The organism is Mesorhizobium norvegicum, from assembly GCF_004919685.1.
GTDB classification, from domain to species: domain Bacteria; phylum Pseudomonadota; class Alphaproteobacteria; order Rhizobiales; family Rhizobiaceae; genus Mesorhizobium; species Mesorhizobium norvegicum.
Genome location: NZ_SMYZ01000087.1, coordinates 43,956 through 60,249 on the forward strand (window position 1 = coordinate 43,956; position 16,294 = coordinate 60,249).

The following is a 16,294-nucleotide window of genomic DNA, read 5'->3' on the forward strand; positions in this document are numbered from 1 at the left end:
GCGATGATTACATCGACGAGAAAATAGGCCCTTGACCTTCCAACGATGGGAAGCCCCATAAGGTGTCTATCAGCAAAAAAAGGAGAGCTGCCATGTTGAAATTGAAAGTTCCGGATATGAGCTGCGGCCATTGTGCCAGCACGATCGAAAAAGCCGTGAGAAGTGTCGATCCTACAGCCGTGGTCATAGTCGACCTCGGCGCATCGACGGTCGCCGTGGAAACCAAGGCGAACGACGCCGCTATCCGTGACGTCATCAAGTCTGCCGGCTACGACAACGAGAAGTTGGCGGCCTGAAGGATATCAGGCGTGGTCGGAGCGGATCATAAACGCGCCGGCCGCGTTCATTAACGTCGAGGCTTGGTACGCTGGGCCCTCTGATAGAATACAGCGAAAACCAAGGGCGGACCCTGATGCTCATCCAACCAATCGACTATTTTCTCGTCGCCTGGTTCGCAATTGCCGCCGCCTCGACACTTTATGTCGGCTTCGATCAGTACCGCAACAACCCCGAACCGGTCGTGATGAAATGGGGTTTCATCCTCGTCACTCTCTATATGGGTCCGCTTGGACTGCTGCTTTATGTGCTTGCCGACAAGGAACCCCGCCCGGGCGAGCACGAGGACTTCACCAAGCCTCTGTGGAAGCAGGGCGTCGGATCGACCATCCACTGCGTTGCCGGAGATGCGACGGGCATCATCCTCGCTGCCGTGATCACGGCAGCACTTGGTCTACCGATGTGGCTCGATCTCATCGTCGAATATCTCGCCGGCTTCGCCTTCGGCCTGTTCATATTCCAGTCGCTGTTCATGAAATCCATGATGGGCGGCACCTATTGGGAAAACGTCCGTAAAAGCTTTCTGCCAGAATTCATCTCCATGAATTTCATGATGGCCGGCATGGCCCCGGTGATGAGTTTTCTGATGATGGGCCGCGACATGCGCGCGATGGAACCCACAGAGCTCTTGTTCTGGGGCGTGATGTCGATCGGCGTCATTGCCGGCTTTGCGCTCGCCTACCCTGCCAATGTCTGGCTGGTCGCACGCAAGCTGAAGCATGGGCTGATGACGGTGCGCCCGCAAGCCGCCGAACCCGGTCAGGAGACAAAGCAACCGCATGGCGGGGCATCCGACATGGCGGAAGAAGGCCATGCCGGACATACCGGGAAGACCGCGCCTGCGAAAGCACCGATGAAAGCGAAAGCACCGTCACAGGCGAAGGCATCGGCTTCCCATGCAGCACAGGCTCAGCCCGCCAAGGGGCAGCATGAGGGGATGGAAATGCATCATGCTGGCAATCACGCCCAGCAAGGTCATGACATGGCTTCCCACGCGGGCAAAAAGAGCGGCGGCCATCAAATGGAGACGGACGCCACCACGCCTCAGATTGCTGCGCTCGGTGTGGTTTCCCTGATTGCGCTGGCGATCGGCATGATGGCGCCGGCGAACTGGCTGAACCTGACGCTGTCGGCCCGCGATGTCGGCGGAGCCATTATGCCGCCCGGCATGATCATGGATCGCGACACGCCGGCCGCTGCCATGCGCGATATGGCGGCGGTCGATCCTAGGCTGGTGAGTTTCAAGGCTGATCCCGCGGCACGAGGAGGCACGGTCCTCGAACCGCGAATCGAGAACGGCGTGAAGGTATTTGATCTCGAGGCATCGGTTATCCGCTGGTCGATTCTGCCCGGAGTGACGGTCGAAGCCTTTGCCTACAACAAGCAGGTTCCCGGTCCGACGCTGCGCGTTACCCAGGGCGATCGCGTCCGCATCAACGTCACCAACCGACTACCCGAAAGCACTACCGTGCACTGGCATGGCCTCGACGTGCCCAATGCGATGGATGGACCGGCCCACGTGACGCAGAGGCCGATCGAACCCGGTGAAACTTTCTCCTACGAATATACCGTTGAACAGTCCGGCACCTATTTCTATCACACCCATGATCATGTCGACCGTCAGCAGGCGCTTGGCCTCTATGGCGCGCTGATCATCGACCCGAAGAATCCGGCCGACGCAATCACCGCCGACCTGGAATACACCGTTCAACTCCAGGAATGGCTGAAACGGGAAGGGCTGACCTTTCCGTCCATGCCGATGGACGGCGGCTTCCCTAACTTCTTCACCATCAACGGCAAGTCTTACCCGGCGACGGACACGATCAAAATGAAGGTGGGTCAATTGCTCAAGATCCGTTTCGTGGGATCAAACACCACCGCCATCCATCCGATGCATATTCACGGCGGCCCGTTCGAGGTCGCCGCCATCGACGGTGCGACGCTGCCCCAGAGCGCACGGTATATGGCCGATACCGTCAATGTCGGGCCTGGGCAAAGGTTCGATGTCCTGTGGCGGGCGCTTCGGCCTGGCAAGTGGCTGCTGCATTGCCACATTCCGCATCACACGACGAACAACAATGTCGAGGAGAAGGGCGGCGGCGGGCTAACGATGATCATCGATGTTAACTAGCGTCGGCAGAGGTTTTTGATCGATGCCCCCAGTCTCTGATGTTTCTTCCGACGCAGCCGAGCCGCTCGATTGTCTGATTATTGGAGGAGGACCGGCCGGTTTGACAGCGGCGATATACCTTGCTCGGTTTCACCTCTCCGTCCTGGTGGCAGATAGTGGTGAGAGCCGGGCTGATCTGATCCCCCTCACCCGTAACTTTTCCGGCTTTCCCGATGGAATCGCAGGGTCCGAGCTACGCACGCGCATGCGGGAGCAAGGAGGACGCTACGGTGCACGCCATTGGCCCGGAAAGGTCGTTTCCTTGAAAGGGGGGCCGGGCTTGTTTGTGGCTCACACAATGGAAGGGATGTTTCAAGCGCGCTCCGTGTTGATGGCAACGGGCGTCTTTAACCGGAGACCGAGTATGCCTGCCAATGTCCACGATGAGGCTCTGTCGCGTGGCTTATTGCGTTATTGTCCAATTTGCGATGGCTATGAGGTGACCGATAGCGCGGTCGCGGTGATAGGAACCGGCGAACACGGAACGAGCGAAGCGGAGTTTCTGCGCAGTTACACCGCCAATGTGACGTTGATCGCACAGACGGGCGATCATGAGCTCGACGCAGCGCAAAGATCGCGGCTCGATAACGGCGCCATTCAAGCAGTTGACGGCCCGTGTCTCGGTTTTGAACTGTTGCAGGATGGCATCGCGATCGCGACACCGACTGGCCGCCGCTTGTTCGCGACGGTCTACGCGGCTTTAGGGTCCGATGTCCGATCGGAACTTGCGGTTGCGATGGACGCCGAAGTATCGCGTGACGGATGTCTTATCGTCGACAAACACCAGAGAACCTCGGTAGCCGGTCTATATGCGGCAGGCGACGTGGTCCGCGGGCTTGATCAGCTCTCCTATGCAATGGGACAAGGCGGTGTCGCCGCCGTTGCAATCCGCAACGACCTGGCTCGCTCGACCCCGTTGCGGAGGTAGCCTGGCGGGATCCATGAAATCACCTCAGGTGACCGCGTGCTGTGCTGCAACAATCTACAAAGGGCCCACGGGGCCATCCTGCGGATGTTCTGTATGATCGCCGTGTCCGCGAAAAGCCTTGCCGGCACGGTCCCTGCCTGAGAGATGGTGACCGGCAAGATACCTGATCTTTATTATCCCAAGAACGAGCAACATCCCAATCACTACATACCAGATCGGGTTCGCAGCTGAGACTCCACCAAAGCCGTTGCGAAATATCGAGACGGCTGCGCCCGCGTGCAAGATGACCAGCGCGGTCGCAGCCAGCGCCGTTGCTACCATCGGAATGATCCGCCTGCGCCCATGGCCGGCGACGTGGCCAATCTCATTTGGGCCGATCTTGTTGAGATCGAATCCGGTGAATTCCTCGGCCTGTATGCTGGCCTCGCTCACGCCTGAGCCGCCGAGCATCGTCTTCATGGCGCTGACCATCTCCGGCAGCCCGGAAATGTAATAGACCGGAAGCAGCGGATCATCGACGTGCCTTGCAAGCATGAAATGGTCTATACGCCCCGTTTCGCCCGTCCAAGAAAGCTGCGAGCCTGCCGCTTCGGTCATCGTCGCAACCAGTTTGAAAGATGGGTTCTGCTCCGCGAACGCCTGCAACTCCTCCAGATACGCGGCGTCCTCCGGTCGCCGGTTCGAGTAGAGCAGGAACAGCCTGTGCGACAGCTTTCGCTCGATTGCGTCCTTGATCATCGAGAAGGCCGGAACGATGCCAATGCCGCCGGCGAGAAAAACTGCCGGCCATGAGGGATCCTCATGCAGCGCAAATGCCCCGTGCGGAACATCCAGCAGCACCTGGATGAGAACCTTGTCTCCGGTTTGCAGCCGACCGAGAACCCGCTTGAATGCGGTGTCACGCATTCTCATGGCGATCACCAGATCGGCTTCCTGGGGTGTGCTGGCGAGCGAGAAAAACCGGCTGTCGCCCTCGCGGTCCGTTTCGGCGGGGTCGATGAGCGTGATGCGCACATGCTGGCCGGCCTTGAACCGAAAACCGTCCGGTCTCTTAAAGACGAAAGCCCAGCTGTCGTCCGCGATCTGCGTCTTGCCCGTAAACTCCACTTCAAATGAGGCCGGCTTCATCGAAGCGCCTGAGCGGCCATGCATGCGACGATAGCGATCGTCATCCATGAAGCGTCTTCCTTTGCGTCGCGATAACGCACCGTGTGTGCCGAGGGCTCGGCGGCCTTCGTCACATCATCCTCGATCGGTCGGTTGTTGTGGACGAGCCCCCACTCACAGTGGTGTTGCACAATTGGACAAGGTGTACGTTAATGGGCATCCAGTCCAAAATCCTTTTGCCGGACAAATCGATACGAACGTCTAGTACCGGGCAGTCTGTTCGATTTGACCGTGAATGGTGATGCAGATGACAAAGACGTCGATCGACCGCCGCGTCGCCCGCACCAGGGCCACGCTACACCAAACCCTGATGTCCCTGATCCTGAAACAGGGCTACGAAGCGATCACCATCCGGGATATCTGCGACGCGGCCAACGTCGGTAGATCGACCTTCTACGCTCATTATACGAGCAAGGAGGATCTGATGCGAAGCGGCATCGAGAACTTGCGCCAGGTGCTCTTTGACCGGCAGCGGGACGCTTTGGCAACTCCAGGAGATCTTAGGCATCGAAGCCTGGGGTTCAGCCTGACATTGCTCGAGCACGCCCGCGACCATATCGACCTTCACCGGGGGCTCGTCGGCGGCGGCACGGTTGCCCTTGGCATCATCCGCCAAATACTGTCCGATGTAGTCCGCGATGAAATTGCCGCAACCGGCGACAAGAAATCATCGGACGCCATTCCGCGAGAACTCGTCGTCCAGTATGTCGTCGGCGCCTACATGGCAGTGTTGACCTGGTGGCTCGACCGCGGCGCGAAGCCGCCGCCCACCGAGGTGGATCGGATGTTTAGGCGCTTGGCGACCGATGGAATCCTGCCTCACCTTGCTGAAGGCGGCTCGCCATAGTCGACAAGGTCGGCTGCTGTCGGACAGTCGGCGGAACTGGTGTTTCCCTTGCAGATGCCCTTGCGTCGAGTCTGAGGAGATTGGCGATAGTCTCTAAAGGCGGCTATCCGTGGATTCGATGGTCGGCCCGTACAATCCCGTCGTCAGCGTTTTGTACGAGTGTAGGGATAGTTGTCCCGCTTGTCGGCGCCCAGCCTGACCGCCCGAGCTTGAAGCTCTTGCTCGTCGATCTGACGAATCTCACCTCGTCGAGGTCCCATGCCCGACACTCCAGATGGATCTCTGGCCGCTCGATGCGAATGAGATTGAAAGAATTTGCCTCTTGGCGGCGGCGTGAGGAAATCGCTGTGCCAGCTTGGATCAGCAAGGCGGAGTAGCCCTCAATATTGTATCGGACCGCACTCGAGCCCATGCGGTTCAGATGCAGATGTCCCGACAGGATCACATCGACGCGGCTTTGTGAAAATACTCCCATCGCCATCCTCGCCCGCCCGACGATACCGTCATCGTCATTTGCACTGGCCCCTTCGAAGGGATGGTGAGTCACCACGATCCGTGTCGTCTCATCCGGCTGATCGGCAAAACCTCGTCTCACCCACGCGAGCTGTTCGCTGTTGATGCGGCCTCCCTTGATCGTTAACGAACGAGCGGTGTTTATCCCAGCGACAGCTAACTCCGGACCGGCATAGAACGGGTCGGTATCCGCTGTGATATAGCGCTTGTAACGAGAGAGCGGCGTGAAGGCGCGCGCGAACAGGTTGTAGAGCGGGACATCATGGTTACCAGGCACGACGAGCTGCGGGTATGGCAACGTGTCGAGAAATGCGCGTGCCTGCGCGAACTCTTGCTTGCGTGCGCGCTGCGTCATGTCTCCCGAGACGACAACAATGTCAGGGTCGGCTGCGCGAACCTCGGCAGCGAGTGCATCGGATACTGTCTGGTCAATCCTGCCAAAATGCAGGTCGGAAAGATGGGCAATCGTCTTCATCAAGCCGATCCGATCAAAGCATCATGCGTTTCGAGGGGCGGCCTTCGCCAAGAGGGGTGCGAGAACCCGCAGAGCACCGGGCTGTATCCGATAACACAACGGAGTTGTCGCTTCGACGGTTTCACCGTCCATCGCAATTCGCATGTGTCGTCGGCGTGCTGTGATCTCAAGACTTTGCACTCGGAATAGTTCCAAATCGTGGACTGGGTTGATCAAACCGAAGGCGACCTTGAACGGTAGCAGCGCAAGTCCAAGCCAGGACTGCTGCTTCACGACGTAGACGCACAGTTCCCCGGATGTAGGGCTGCTGCGGTGGCCGAGCTTGCTCAAATCGTAGAAATTGTTGCCAACGAACACGCACAGGGTCCGCTGTTCTCGCCCCTTGTCGTCGATTGAAATTCTGACCCTTTGCCAGGATGATGCCTTGAGCGTCAGGAGAAGCGCCGGGCCGAGAGCAGCAAGCTTTCCCACCCCGCTCCGCTTTTGCTCTGCGGATCGTTCGGCGACAAGAAACGGATAGATGCCGATGGACGAGTTGTTGAGGAAGACCCGGCCGTTCACCTCCGCAACATCGATTTTCTGCACGTGGCCCGCCGCAATGACGTCCATGGCCGCTTCCAGATCGTTCGGCAAACCGAGATCCCTGGCGAAATGATTGAGGGTGCCCAGCGGCAGGACGCCAAGCACAACATCTGTTCCCGCGACGACCGACGCTGCGGAACCGAGGGTGCCATCGCCGCCGCCGACCACGAGCGTCCGCGACTTCTTGCCACGAGACTTCGAGACTGCGAATTTACGCGCCATCTCCGCGATCTCGCGGCCCTTCGCAAGGCGCACCTCGGTCTCGATCCCTCGCGCTTGGAATCCATTTCGAAGGCGGTTTTCCAGGTCACCGCTGTCGGCGCCCTTGATCGAGCCAGCCCCTGCATTGAGTAGAACCAAAACTGTCATATGTGTGCCACTTGCTAAGGAGTGAAACTGGTATCTTCTGCCCGTCTCATGCATCTGATAATTGCGAGGCGTCACCTCCAGGAGTCCTCTGGGTTATCGGCTGGCAGACCCTTCCGGCAAAGCTCCCATTCCTGGATTGGCGGGAATACTTCCTTCACGGGCCAGCAGGACCTGACCATCCCAAACGGGGGTTGACCTATGATCGGCCCGGGTCACCAAGCGGCCGGCGCCGAGAGACGCAGCAAGAAGGTCGCGGGGCCCGTTCGCGTCGGGCTGCGCCTGTGCCAGCGTGAAGAGCGGGAAGCGATTGCCCAGCCTCTCGTCGACAACGGACCCGATCCAGAGTTCCGTCAGATGGCCGTTCCGCAGGTCAATGTCGGTTGCCCACATGCGAAGCACGAAGCGCGAACTGGTCCCGTCCGACTCGGCGCGCGGATGGACCAGCGTGAGACTCGGCAAGCGCCCGCGCTCGATATAGGGCGACGTTGGAAGGTCTATCGGACCGGGGTGCGGCGTGAACCAAACGAGAGCGCCGGCCAACGTCCACGGAGCTGGCGAGCGCCAGCCTTTTTGCGCCAAATCTGCTTCGAGGCGTTCCAGGCCGCCTGCCCATTGGAATGTCAACGGTTCCTCGGCCTCGCCCGCGAGATCGATCCGCTGCACAGGCGATTGCTGCCAATCGCGCGCCCACCAATCCGCCGCGAGGATCGACGGTGCCTCGTATTGGACTGCGTAGCGCTCCATGTCCGCAGCGTGACGGCGATAGACATTGGCACCGCCTGCGACGACCAGGCCTGCGCACGCCACGATCAGGAGACCTCCGGCGCCCTTTTCGGTCGGTTGATGATGCAAGTAGGCAATGCAGAGCAGGGCCAGCCATGCCGTAGCGAACGCCAGTCCGCCCGCCACGTCGGAAAACCAATGGGCACCGAGATAGAGCCGGGAGAAGGCGATCAGGGCCACCAAGACGGCCGCCGCAAGCGCAACCGGGAGACCCCAAGCTGGCCGAACGCGCCGTGCGATCAGGAAAGCCAGAAAACCGTACAGCACGGCGTTTTCTGTACTGTGGCCGCTTGGAAAGGAAAAATCGCTCCAACCGGAATAGAGGTTCTCGGTGGGACGGGCGCGATGGAGGGCCACCTTGATGCCCGTGTTGATGGCTGAGGCGCCGCCGATGGCTGCCACCCAGTAAGCGGCGGTGCGCCAGGCGCGCTTCCAGGCCAGCCAAAGGAACACGAGGACGGCAATCGCAATCACGACAGCCGTGTCACCAAGTTCCGTGAAGCTGACCATCAAGGAATCGCCCAACGGCGTTCGGAGATCCTGAAGGATTTGATAGACTGCGGCATCGGTGCGCACCAGCGGATCGCCGCTGACGACATCCTCGAGGATGCCGAAGAAGGTCCAGGCGGCGGTGACGAGCAGCAGTGCCAGCGCCGCGAGTATTTTCGTTTCCTTCTGGGCCGGATCGAGCAAGGAGCGGATTTGACGGCTCGTCCAGGTATCGCGGGCATCTGCCCAGCGTCTAAGGCGCTCCAGATAGACCAGAAGGATGGGAATGCCCCTGCGTACCATGTGACGCACAACCCAAACGATGACCCACAGGATAATAATCAGCGCGACAAGGAGCACCGCGAGCCGACCCGCGGCAGCGCCGGCAAAGCTGAAATACGCGCCGACGAACACGCCAGGCAAGATGTGCGAAGGCGCCCAGACGAATGCCGAGAGGATGTTGGCGTAGTAGAACCGACGGGCCGGCATTCGCAACATGCCTGCCAAGAGCGGGATGAAAGCGCGGACGCCCGGCGTGAAGCGCGCCATAAAGACGCTCTTGCCGCCGTGCCGTTCGAAGAATGCCTCGCTGCGCGCGATGAGTTCGGGATAACGGTTCAACGGCCACCGCAGGAGGATTTCACGGTGGTAGCGATGGCCAAGCCAGAAGGACAGCCCGTCGCCGACGATCGCGCCCAGAAAGGCTGCGATCAACATCGGCCAGAGCATTAGCACGCCGCTCGGGACAAGAGCCGCAAGGCCGACGATGATGGCCGTTCCAGGAACGATGGCGCCGATGACCGGAACGGACTCCGACAGAGCCAGAAGAAAGATCGCCGCATACGCCAGATGCGGGTGCGAAGCGATGTAGTCCGTGAGCGCCAAGAAAAAAGACATTATCGTCCCTCGTTTTGGCCGATGATCCGCAACACCCGGCGGAGGCTTTTTACGTGGGAGGGGCTCATTGGGAATTCGCTCCTCTGACCAGGCCCGGCGGGTTTGCGAAATCTTCGCGAATGAGTTGCTCGGAGCCCGGAATGAATTTCCCGTCATGGCCGTAGCGAAGCGCCACGACGGCGTCGAAGACGTTGTCGGGCCAGTACCCATCCGGCAGGACTGCGTGCGGGTCGCCACCCAGCGCCTCTATGATCTGCGGCAACGTGCCGTGATGCCAGGCAATGAGCACAGACTTTCGGTGGTTTTCGGTCATCAGTGCGTGAACGAGGCCCGCGATGTTCTTGTTGTCGAATCTCAAGTCCAGCGGAATCCCGAGTGCCCGGCTTAACGGCTCCAAGGTCAGGCGTTCGCGCGCGCTATTTTTGGAATCTGCGGTCGCTATCAGCGTATCAGGGCGAAACACGGCGCCGTTCAGTGTCAGATGCTGAAAATATCCGACATACGCCTGCGCGCGTGCCTCCCCCGCGGGAGACAGCCCTGTCCCGCTATCGGGCTTTTCGGCATGACGTATGATCAGCACCGTCGCATCCGCGAGGCCCGCCGTTTTAGCTTCGAGAGCAGCGCTGGTGGAAACCGGGATCACGAGCGACAGGACAAGCAAGACGTAGGCAACGGCACGCAAGCGGGTGCAATTGAGCCGGTTCGGTGAAAAGGATTCGTGCGCCATTTTTGAGCCCTCTCGATTTTCGAGCTGCGGCACCTGCCCCGACATCAAGGATTTCGTCGACGCTCATTTAGAGAAGTCCGGTCACCCATCGATCGATCCGGGTGCCCTCCCGATAAGCTATCCGGACCAGCCCGGCGGCGATAAGCGCGGTCGCGATCCCGCCCAGGATGTCCCCGACATAGTGGGTGCCGACATAGACACGGGAAATCACAAGGAGCAGGGCGGCAGCGAAGAACCACAGCGCCTTGCGGACACGGGCGTTGAACACATAGCTGAAGACAATGGCAAAGCTGGCGGTGGCGTGGTCCGATGGAAACGACGGATCGGCGCTGCGCGCTATCAGGAGGTGTGAAACACCTGCGTCATAAGGGCGTACGCGATGGACTAGGAGCAGAACGATCTGGTTGAGAGTCAGTCCAAGCAGGAACGACAGGCCGCAGGCGACCGCAACGTGCCTCTCGGTACGACCGCCGCCACCCCACCACCAGGACGCCACCACGGCCAAGATCAACAGGGGCACGCCTGCCTGCGTGACGGCGACCATGAACACATCGATCAGGTTGTTGTGCCCTGAAAGGTTGTTGATCCAGCCCGTAACCTGCGCATCCAGTTTTTCCATTCCATCACCATTCCATTTCGAAAAGAAATCGCGAGACGGCCTGCTGTCATGACGCCTTCCGCTTACCCAACCTCGCTCGGACAGGGAGCAGGCCCGCCAAGGTCAGCAAAGTGAAGACAGCGCCAGCGAGGAAAGTGCCTTGCGGCCCTGTCATGTCCCAAAGCGCGCCAGCGACGACACTGGCGACGAGCAGTGCCAACCCGGTGACGAGGTTGAACACGCCAAAGGCGGTTCCGCGCAATTCCACCGGAGCCGCGTCGGCGATCAACGTCGCCAGCAATCCTTGGGTGAAGCCCATGTGCAGCCCCCAGAGGACCACTCCGATCACAAGTCCGATTGTCCCCGGCGCAAAAGCGAGCACCAGATCGGCTGCGACGAGCAAAAACAGGCCAACGATCAGGATTGTCAGGCGGTTCACGCGATCGGACAGCACGCCGATAGGATAGGCCGACAGAGAATAGGCGAGGCTCATGATCACCAGGACAATAGGGGCTAGCACCAGGGGCAGGCCGATCGATTGCGCGCGCAAAATGAGGAAGGCTTCGCTGAAGCGGGCAAGCGTGAACACTGCCGCGATCGCCACAACCCACCAATAGGTCGCCCCCAGACGGCGTAGTTCGTCGCGATGCAGCGGCATACGGACACGGCGCTGCTCCTTCGGGCGCTCCGGTTCTTTCACGGCGACGAGGATCAGACCAAAGGACAGGAATGCCGGAATAACGGCAATCCAGAACACCGCCTGAAAATGATTGGCCGTGAGCCACATCAGGCCGATGGCGAGGAGCGGACCGATGAAAGCGCCGACGGTGTCAAGCGACTGGCGCAGGCCAAAACTTGCGCCGCGCAGATGCGGCGGGGCGATGTCGGCGACAAGCGCATCGCGTGGCGCGCCGCGAATGCCCTTGCCGACACGATCGATGAAGCGCGCTGCGATGAGCCATTCGATCGAATGCGCCAATGGGAAAATGGGCCTTGTGAGGGCCGCCAGGCCATAACCGAACGCGGCGAGGAATTTGCGCTTGCCGAGCCAGTCGCTGATAGCGCCGGAGAAGACCTTGGTGATCGAGGCGGTTGCTTCGGCAATGCCCTCGATGATTCCGACGGTCAGAGCCGAGGTTCCGAGCACCGTCACCATGTAGATGGGCAACAGCGCGTGGATCATCTCCGACGAGATGTCCATCAGCATCGAGACGAAGCCGAGGACCCAAATGCCGGTGGGAATCCCTTGCCGGGCTCCGGAGCGATCCACTGTCTCGGCTGTCATCGCGCCACCGTCATGCTAGCCGCTCACCTCACCGATTTTCATCATGAGCGTCGAAGACCCGCTGAGCGTAGCTGTCGAGCAAAGCCTCGCAGGCTCGCAGCCGTTCGGCTGCTTCATCCGCAAGTGTCGCACCGTAGAAATCGAGTTTTTTGATCTTCTCCAGCCAGCCTTGGAGCTTCTTCAGATCGGTGTCTTCCTCTTCGAGTTCGGCATAGGTGAACTTGTCGATAGAGATCTCCTTGGCGATCTCGACCTCGAAACCAGCGCACCGACCGAGAAACTCGCGGTACTGGTCGTCGCGATCCGCCTTGAAGCGGGCGACCACCTTGTCCTCTTGAGCGCGATCAAGGGCGACCGTTTCCAGGATGACGGATTCGCCGCCCATCTTGGAAACGTCGTTCTCCAGCATTTTCAGCCGGCGCACGTGATCGTCGGTCTTCGGCAAAAGGCAGACGCCGTTCTGCAGGTAGATCGCGCCCATCCCCTTCAGCCGCCGCCACAGCGCAACGCGCTTCGTCGCGGGCTCCGGAGGTACCTTGTACGTCAGAAGAAGCCATGTCGGGACAACCATGGCTTCAGCCTAATGCAACGACCGTAACAATTCAACGGAAACCGATAGCATTCGCGCTACTTTTTTCGGCTGGTTCCCCCAGCAGTCTGACGATCGGAGCCAGATTGTCCGGCAAGACGAAAGCACTGCCAAATCTGAGATGATCGCGCGAATGTTGCTCAATGCGGTTGTTGAGATAGGAGGCTCGGGCGGATCCCGATCGGCTTCAGCAGCCTTCCGATCGATCCCGTTTGCTGTATCGCATAGCAAGGGACCTCGCGCTTTTGCCTGTGGGGCAAGCTATCCCAATCCCGTAAGCACTGATATGTTCAATTAAATCAGTGGCGTGGACGCGCAGAGGGAGGCCCCATGTCAACTTCTGATTTCAATTTGAGCGACGTTTCAGCTCAGGATATCGTCGAGACCGTTCGCGACGGGCTTCTGGTTCTTGACGCCGAACTAACCGTCGTTTCGGCCAATAACGCCTTTTATTCGATGTTCGCGACTGCGGCCGAGACGACCATTGGCCGCCGCCTCTACGATCTGGGCAATGGCCAGTGGGACATCCCGGCGTTGCGCGTGTTGCTGGAGGAGATCCTTCCGCGGAAAACCACCGTTGAGGCTTACGAGGTCGAGCACGTCTTCCCGGATGTGGGTCCGAAGACGATGCTTCTTAACGCCCGTAAGGTTCACCGTCCCGGGATCAGCTTCGATTTCTTTCTCCTGACGATCGACGACGTGACGGAACTGCGGAATGAACAACGCAAGGCGACGATCAATCTGCGCCTGGGCCAGACCATCGCAGATACGGTGCGGGATCCTCTTGTCATTCTGGATTCCGACATGCGGATAGTCACCGCCAGCCGGAACTTCGTTCTTATGTTCGGGGACAGCGCGGAAGATGTTGTTGGCAAGCGTCTCGAAGACCTCAAGCAGGGTCAGTGGGATGTCGCGGCGCTGCACGCCTTGCTCGACCACGTCGTGCCTGACGATCGGCCATTCGACGACTTCCTGCTCGAGGACGAATTTCCGCTGCTCGGACATCGCATCTTCAAGCTGTACGCACGCAAGATACAGGTTCCAGGCAACCTGGGCACGCAGCTTCTCCTCGTCTTCGAGGATGCTACCAAGGAAACGCTGTTTGATCGTCACCGGAATGTTCTGGCCGCCGAGTTGGCACATCGGATCAAAAACAGCTTGCAGGTCATCTCGTCCTTTGTGAGCTACGAGCTCCGGCGGGCGGCCGACCCGTGCGTGGAAGGCTATCGCGCCATGCAGGCACGCATCAGCGCGGTCGCGGAACTCTACGACGTGATCGCCAAATCGAGTGCCTTCGGGCCAGTCGAGATCGAGGCCTACCTGGAGGGCATCGCGTCGAGCATCCGCTCAAGCCTTCTTGGCGCGAATTCCGGCATCGAGATCGCTGTCGATGCGGAACCGCTCACGATCGTGGCCGATCATGCTGTTCCGCTCGGCCTGATGGTCAACGAGCTTGCGACCAATGCGATCAAATACGCGTTTCCAAAAGGCACGGGCCGCATCACGCTGGGCTTCCAGCGGCGTGATGGCGAGGTCACCCTTACCGTCGAGGACAACGGCGTCGGCATGAATCCGGCCGGCGGCGAATCGGGCATGGGATCGCGGTTCATAGCCGCTTTCGCCCAGCAGCTCGGAGGAACACTTGCCAAGGCGTCGGCCGGGACCGGGACAACCTTCATCGTCCGGCTGCCGCTGACCGTTCTTGCCGGAAATGAAAGTTCTGCCGCATCGTAACGTTTCCAGGCCTTCTTTCAAAATCCAAGACAACAACTGTCAGCCCAAAATCCTTCTGACTCCTGTTTGGCCACTCGTAAAGATCAGGCAGCGGATGGGGTCGAATCCTTGCCGTTTGCCAATCTTGAGCCGACCTTTGCTGCAACAGCCCACCGGGCGCAAAACATTAAGTTCCAATTCGACCTTCATCGGGCTGGCCGCGCGGCGCCGTGGCTCTTGGTATCATTCGCCAGATACCTCCGATGTGGGTCCACGGTGACGCCGTGCCGCGTGAAGTCTCGACAAACGGACAAGGCCGCACGCGGCCACGAAAGGCGGGCTCGTCGTGACTAAATGCCGAGCATCTTCTTGGCTTCGTTGAGCGCAGCCTCTGATCCTGCATGATCGCCGGCCGCATGCAATTTCTCGCCTTGGGCACGCAGTTCTTTGACCTTGGTCATATCGGCCTCCGCGAGGGTCGCGGACGGCAACGCCGCGTCGATCGCGGCCATGATGGTCGGGCATGAATTCGCAAAGGCGGCCGCTGGGATGACCGACAAGAAAAGCGCAAGTGAAATTGAACGTAACATGGCTGTTCCTCCCTGCCGGCCCCGGAATTCCTTGCATTGATGACCGGCACACCGATAGTACATGGCGGCGCCCGGTGCGGCAATCACCATGCGGGTTGCGGCCTCTCATTCGGCAGCGAGGCCAAACCTCACAGGTTCCGTGAGCGCAACCTCATCGATCGTCGTCGATGCAATGTCCTTCGGCAACCGCCATCCCTTGACCAACCCGTAGATCGCCGGGATAACCACCAAGGTCAGCAGGGTGGACGAGATCATGCCACCGATCATTGGCACGGCGATGCGCTGCATCACTTCAGAGCCGGCGCCGGTGCTCCAGAGGATTGGGATCAGACCAGCCATGATGGCAACGACAGTCATCATCTTCGGCCGGACGCGTTCCACTGCGCCAAGCATGATCGCCGCATAGAGATCTTCCCGGTTGAACGGCCGATTGTGTGCGGCCCGCTCTGCCTTCACTTCGGCCATGGCCTGCTCCAGATAGATCAGCATGACGACACCAGTCTCGGCTGCGACACCGGCGAGCGCGATGAAGCCGACCGCGACCGCCACCGACATGTTGAAGCCGAGCCACCACATCAGCCAGACGCCGCCGACCAGCGCGAACGGCAGCGACAACATGACGATCAACGTCTCGGTGAGCGCCCGGAAGTTGAGATAGAGCAGCAGGAAGATGATGAGCAACGTGACGGGCACGACGACCTTCATCCGCGCCGTGGCTCGCTCCAGATATTCGAACTGCCCGCTCCAGGCGACCGAATAGCCGGGCGGCAGCTTCACCGTTTCCGCGACGGCCTTCTGGGCGTCGGCGACATAACCGCCGAGATCCCGGCCGTTAATGTCGACGAAGATATAGGTCGCGAGCTGGCCATTCTCAGTGCGGATCGAGGTCGCGCCGCGCGTGAGTTGGACTTTCGCCACCTCACCGAGCGGAATGGCGCCGCCGCCGGGCAACGGCACTTCGACTTCGGTAGCGATCGACTGAGGGCTCGAGCGCAGATCGCGGGGGTAGCGGATATTGACCCCGTAGCGCTCCCTGCCCTCCACGGTTGTCGTCACGGTTTCGCCGCCGAGCGCGGTCGCGATGACGTCCTGGACGTCGCCGACGGCAAGGCCGTAGCGGCCAAGCGCCTCGCGATCCGGGACGATATCGAGATAGTAGCCGCCGATCACCCGCTCGGCATAGGCACTCGAGGTTCCCGGAACCGCCTTAAGGGCGGCTTCGATCTGGCGCGCGAT

At 60.1% G+C, this 16,294-nt stretch carries 15 protein-coding genes; 5 read left to right on the forward strand and 10 right to left on the reverse strand.

What is annotated here, in order from left to right; genetic code table 11:
- Positions 1-92 precede the first annotated feature (92 nt).
- From FCU66_RS32645 to FCU66_RS32655, 3 genes are all read left to right on the forward strand, one after another.
- Positions 93-296, forward strand: a complete 204-nt coding sequence (locus FCU66_RS32645) for a heavy-metal-associated domain-containing protein (RefSeq protein WP_127385546.1) — start codon at positions 93-95, stop codon at positions 294-296.
- A 116-nt stretch (positions 297-412) separates the two neighbouring features.
- Positions 413-2,467, forward strand: coding sequence for a multicopper oxidase domain-containing protein (locus tag FCU66_RS32650; RefSeq protein ID WP_136620799.1), 2,055 nt, complete (start codon positions 413-415; stop codon positions 2,465-2,467).
- Positions 2,468-2,489: 22 nt separating this feature from the next.
- Entirely contained in the window at positions 2,490-3,434 is a 945-nt protein-coding gene (locus FCU66_RS32655; protein ID WP_127385848.1) for an NAD(P)/FAD-dependent oxidoreductase, read from the forward strand.
- Between the two features lie 54 nt (positions 3,435-3,488).
- Here FCU66_RS32655 and FCU66_RS32660 read toward each other — a convergent pair whose 3' ends face one another.
- Entirely contained in the window at positions 3,489-4,610 is a 1,122-nt protein-coding gene (locus FCU66_RS32660; protein WP_206077172.1) for a ferredoxin--NADP reductase, read from the reverse strand.
- Between the two features lie 238 nt (positions 4,611-4,848).
- Between FCU66_RS32660 and FCU66_RS32665 the strand changes: the two genes are divergently transcribed.
- A complete protein-coding gene (locus FCU66_RS32665) occupies positions 4,849-5,448 on the forward strand; it encodes a TetR/AcrR family transcriptional regulator (RefSeq protein ID WP_246094137.1) in 600 nt (199 codons plus the stop codon).
- A gap of 103 nt (positions 5,449-5,551) precedes the next feature.
- Here the strand turns inward: FCU66_RS32665 and FCU66_RS32670 are convergent, their stop codons facing one another.
- The 7 genes from FCU66_RS32670 to FCU66_RS32700 all read right to left on the reverse strand — a co-directional run bounded on the left by FCU66_RS32670 (position 5,552) and on the right by FCU66_RS32700 (position 12,737).
- A complete protein-coding gene (locus tag FCU66_RS32670) occupies positions 5,552-6,436 on the reverse strand; it encodes a metallophosphoesterase family protein (RefSeq protein WP_136620800.1) in 885 nt (294 codons plus the stop codon).
- Positions 6,437-6,457: 21 nt separating this feature from the next.
- Complete coding sequence (locus tag FCU66_RS32675; RefSeq protein WP_127385892.1) at positions 6,458-7,387, reverse strand: diacylglycerol/lipid kinase family protein; 930 nt, start codon at positions 7,385-7,387, stop codon at positions 6,458-6,460.
- Positions 7,388-7,480: 93 nt separating this feature from the next.
- Positions 7,481-9,556 (reverse strand): bifunctional DedA family/phosphatase PAP2 family protein, encoded by a 2,076-nt coding sequence (locus FCU66_RS32680; protein ID WP_136620801.1) that lies wholly within the window; start codon positions 9,554-9,556, stop codon positions 7,481-7,483.
- 64 nt (positions 9,557-9,620) lie between these two features.
- Positions 9,621-10,328 (reverse strand): hypothetical protein, encoded by a 708-nt coding sequence (locus FCU66_RS32685; protein WP_245465263.1) that lies wholly within the window; start codon positions 10,326-10,328, stop codon positions 9,621-9,623.
- 22 nt (positions 10,329-10,350) lie between these two features.
- Positions 10,351-10,902 (reverse strand): phosphatase PAP2 family protein, encoded by a 552-nt coding sequence (locus tag FCU66_RS32690; protein WP_127385889.1) that lies wholly within the window; start codon positions 10,900-10,902, stop codon positions 10,351-10,353.
- Positions 10,903-10,948: 46 nt separating this feature from the next.
- Positions 10,949-12,166: an MFS transporter gene (locus FCU66_RS32695; protein ID WP_127385890.1), complete on the reverse strand. Its 1,218-nt coding sequence runs from the start codon at positions 12,164-12,166 to the stop codon at positions 10,949-10,951.
- Positions 12,167-12,194: 28 nt separating this feature from the next.
- Complete coding sequence (locus FCU66_RS32700) at positions 12,195-12,737, reverse strand: Chromate resistance protein ChrB (protein ID WP_136620802.1); 543 nt, start codon at positions 12,735-12,737, stop codon at positions 12,195-12,197.
- A gap of 348 nt (positions 12,738-13,085) precedes the next feature.
- Here FCU66_RS32700 and FCU66_RS32705 point away from each other — a divergent pair, with 348 nt between their 5' ends.
- Positions 13,086-14,489 (forward strand): sensor histidine kinase, encoded by a 1,404-nt coding sequence (locus FCU66_RS32705; protein WP_245465291.1) that lies wholly within the window; start codon positions 13,086-13,088, stop codon positions 14,487-14,489.
- Between the two features lie 329 nt (positions 14,490-14,818).
- Here the strand turns inward: FCU66_RS32705 and FCU66_RS32710 are convergent, their stop codons facing one another.
- Both FCU66_RS32710 and FCU66_RS32715 read right to left on the reverse strand, forming a co-directional pair.
- Positions 14,819-15,058, reverse strand: a complete 240-nt coding sequence (locus FCU66_RS32710) for a hypothetical protein (RefSeq protein WP_127385872.1) — start codon at positions 15,056-15,058, stop codon at positions 14,819-14,821.
- 105 nt (positions 15,059-15,163) lie between these two features.
- The coding region (locus FCU66_RS32715) for an efflux RND transporter permease subunit (RefSeq protein ID WP_136620803.1) at positions 15,164-16,294 on the reverse strand (1,131 nt) is incomplete at its 5' end.

Bases quoted from the DNA above. Each gene is read 5' to 3' on its own strand.
- FCU66_RS32665 (WP_246094137.1), top strand. From the start codon at position 4,849: ATGACAAAGACGTCGATCGACCGCCGCGTCGCCCGCACCAGGGCCACG.
- FCU66_RS32670 (WP_136620800.1), bottom strand. From the start codon at position 6,436: ATGAAGACGATTGCCCATCTTTCCGACCTGCATTTTGGCAGGATTGAC.
- FCU66_RS32710 (WP_127385872.1), bottom strand. From the start codon at position 15,058: ATGTTACGTTCAATTTCACTTGCGCTTTTCTTGTCGGTCATCCCAGCG.
- FCU66_RS32650 (WP_136620799.1), top strand. From the start codon at position 413: ATGCTCATCCAACCAATCGACTATTTTCTCGTCGCCTGGTTCGCAATT.
- FCU66_RS32680 (WP_136620801.1), bottom strand. From the start codon at position 9,556: ATGTCTTTTTTCTTGGCGCTCACGGACTACATCGCTTCGCACCCGCAT.
- FCU66_RS32660 (WP_206077172.1), bottom strand. From the start codon at position 4,610: ATGGATGACGATCGCTATCGTCGCATGCATGGCCGCTCAGGCGCTTCG.
- FCU66_RS32695 (WP_127385890.1), bottom strand. From the start codon at position 12,166: ATGACAGCCGAGACAGTGGATCGCTCCGGAGCCCGGCAAGGGATTCCC.
- FCU66_RS32700 (WP_136620802.1), bottom strand. From the start codon at position 12,737: ATGGTTGTCCCGACATGGCTTCTTCTGACGTACAAGGTACCTCCGGAG.
- FCU66_RS32705 (WP_245465291.1), top strand. From the start codon at position 13,086: ATGTCAACTTCTGATTTCAATTTGAGCGACGTTTCAGCTCAGGATATC.
- FCU66_RS32685 (WP_245465263.1), bottom strand. From the start codon at position 10,328: ATGTCGGGGCAGGTGCCGCAGCTCGAAAATCGAGAGGGCTCAAAAATG.
- FCU66_RS32655 (WP_127385848.1), top strand. From the start codon at position 2,490: ATGCCCCCAGTCTCTGATGTTTCTTCCGACGCAGCCGAGCCGCTCGAT.
- FCU66_RS32690 (WP_127385889.1), bottom strand. From the start codon at position 10,902: ATGGAAAAACTGGATGCGCAGGTTACGGGCTGGATCAACAACCTTTCA.
- FCU66_RS32645 (WP_127385546.1), top strand. From the start codon at position 93: ATGTTGAAATTGAAAGTTCCGGATATGAGCTGCGGCCATTGTGCCAGC.
- FCU66_RS32675 (WP_127385892.1), bottom strand. From the start codon at position 7,387: ATGACAGTTTTGGTTCTACTCAATGCAGGGGCTGGCTCGATCAAGGGC.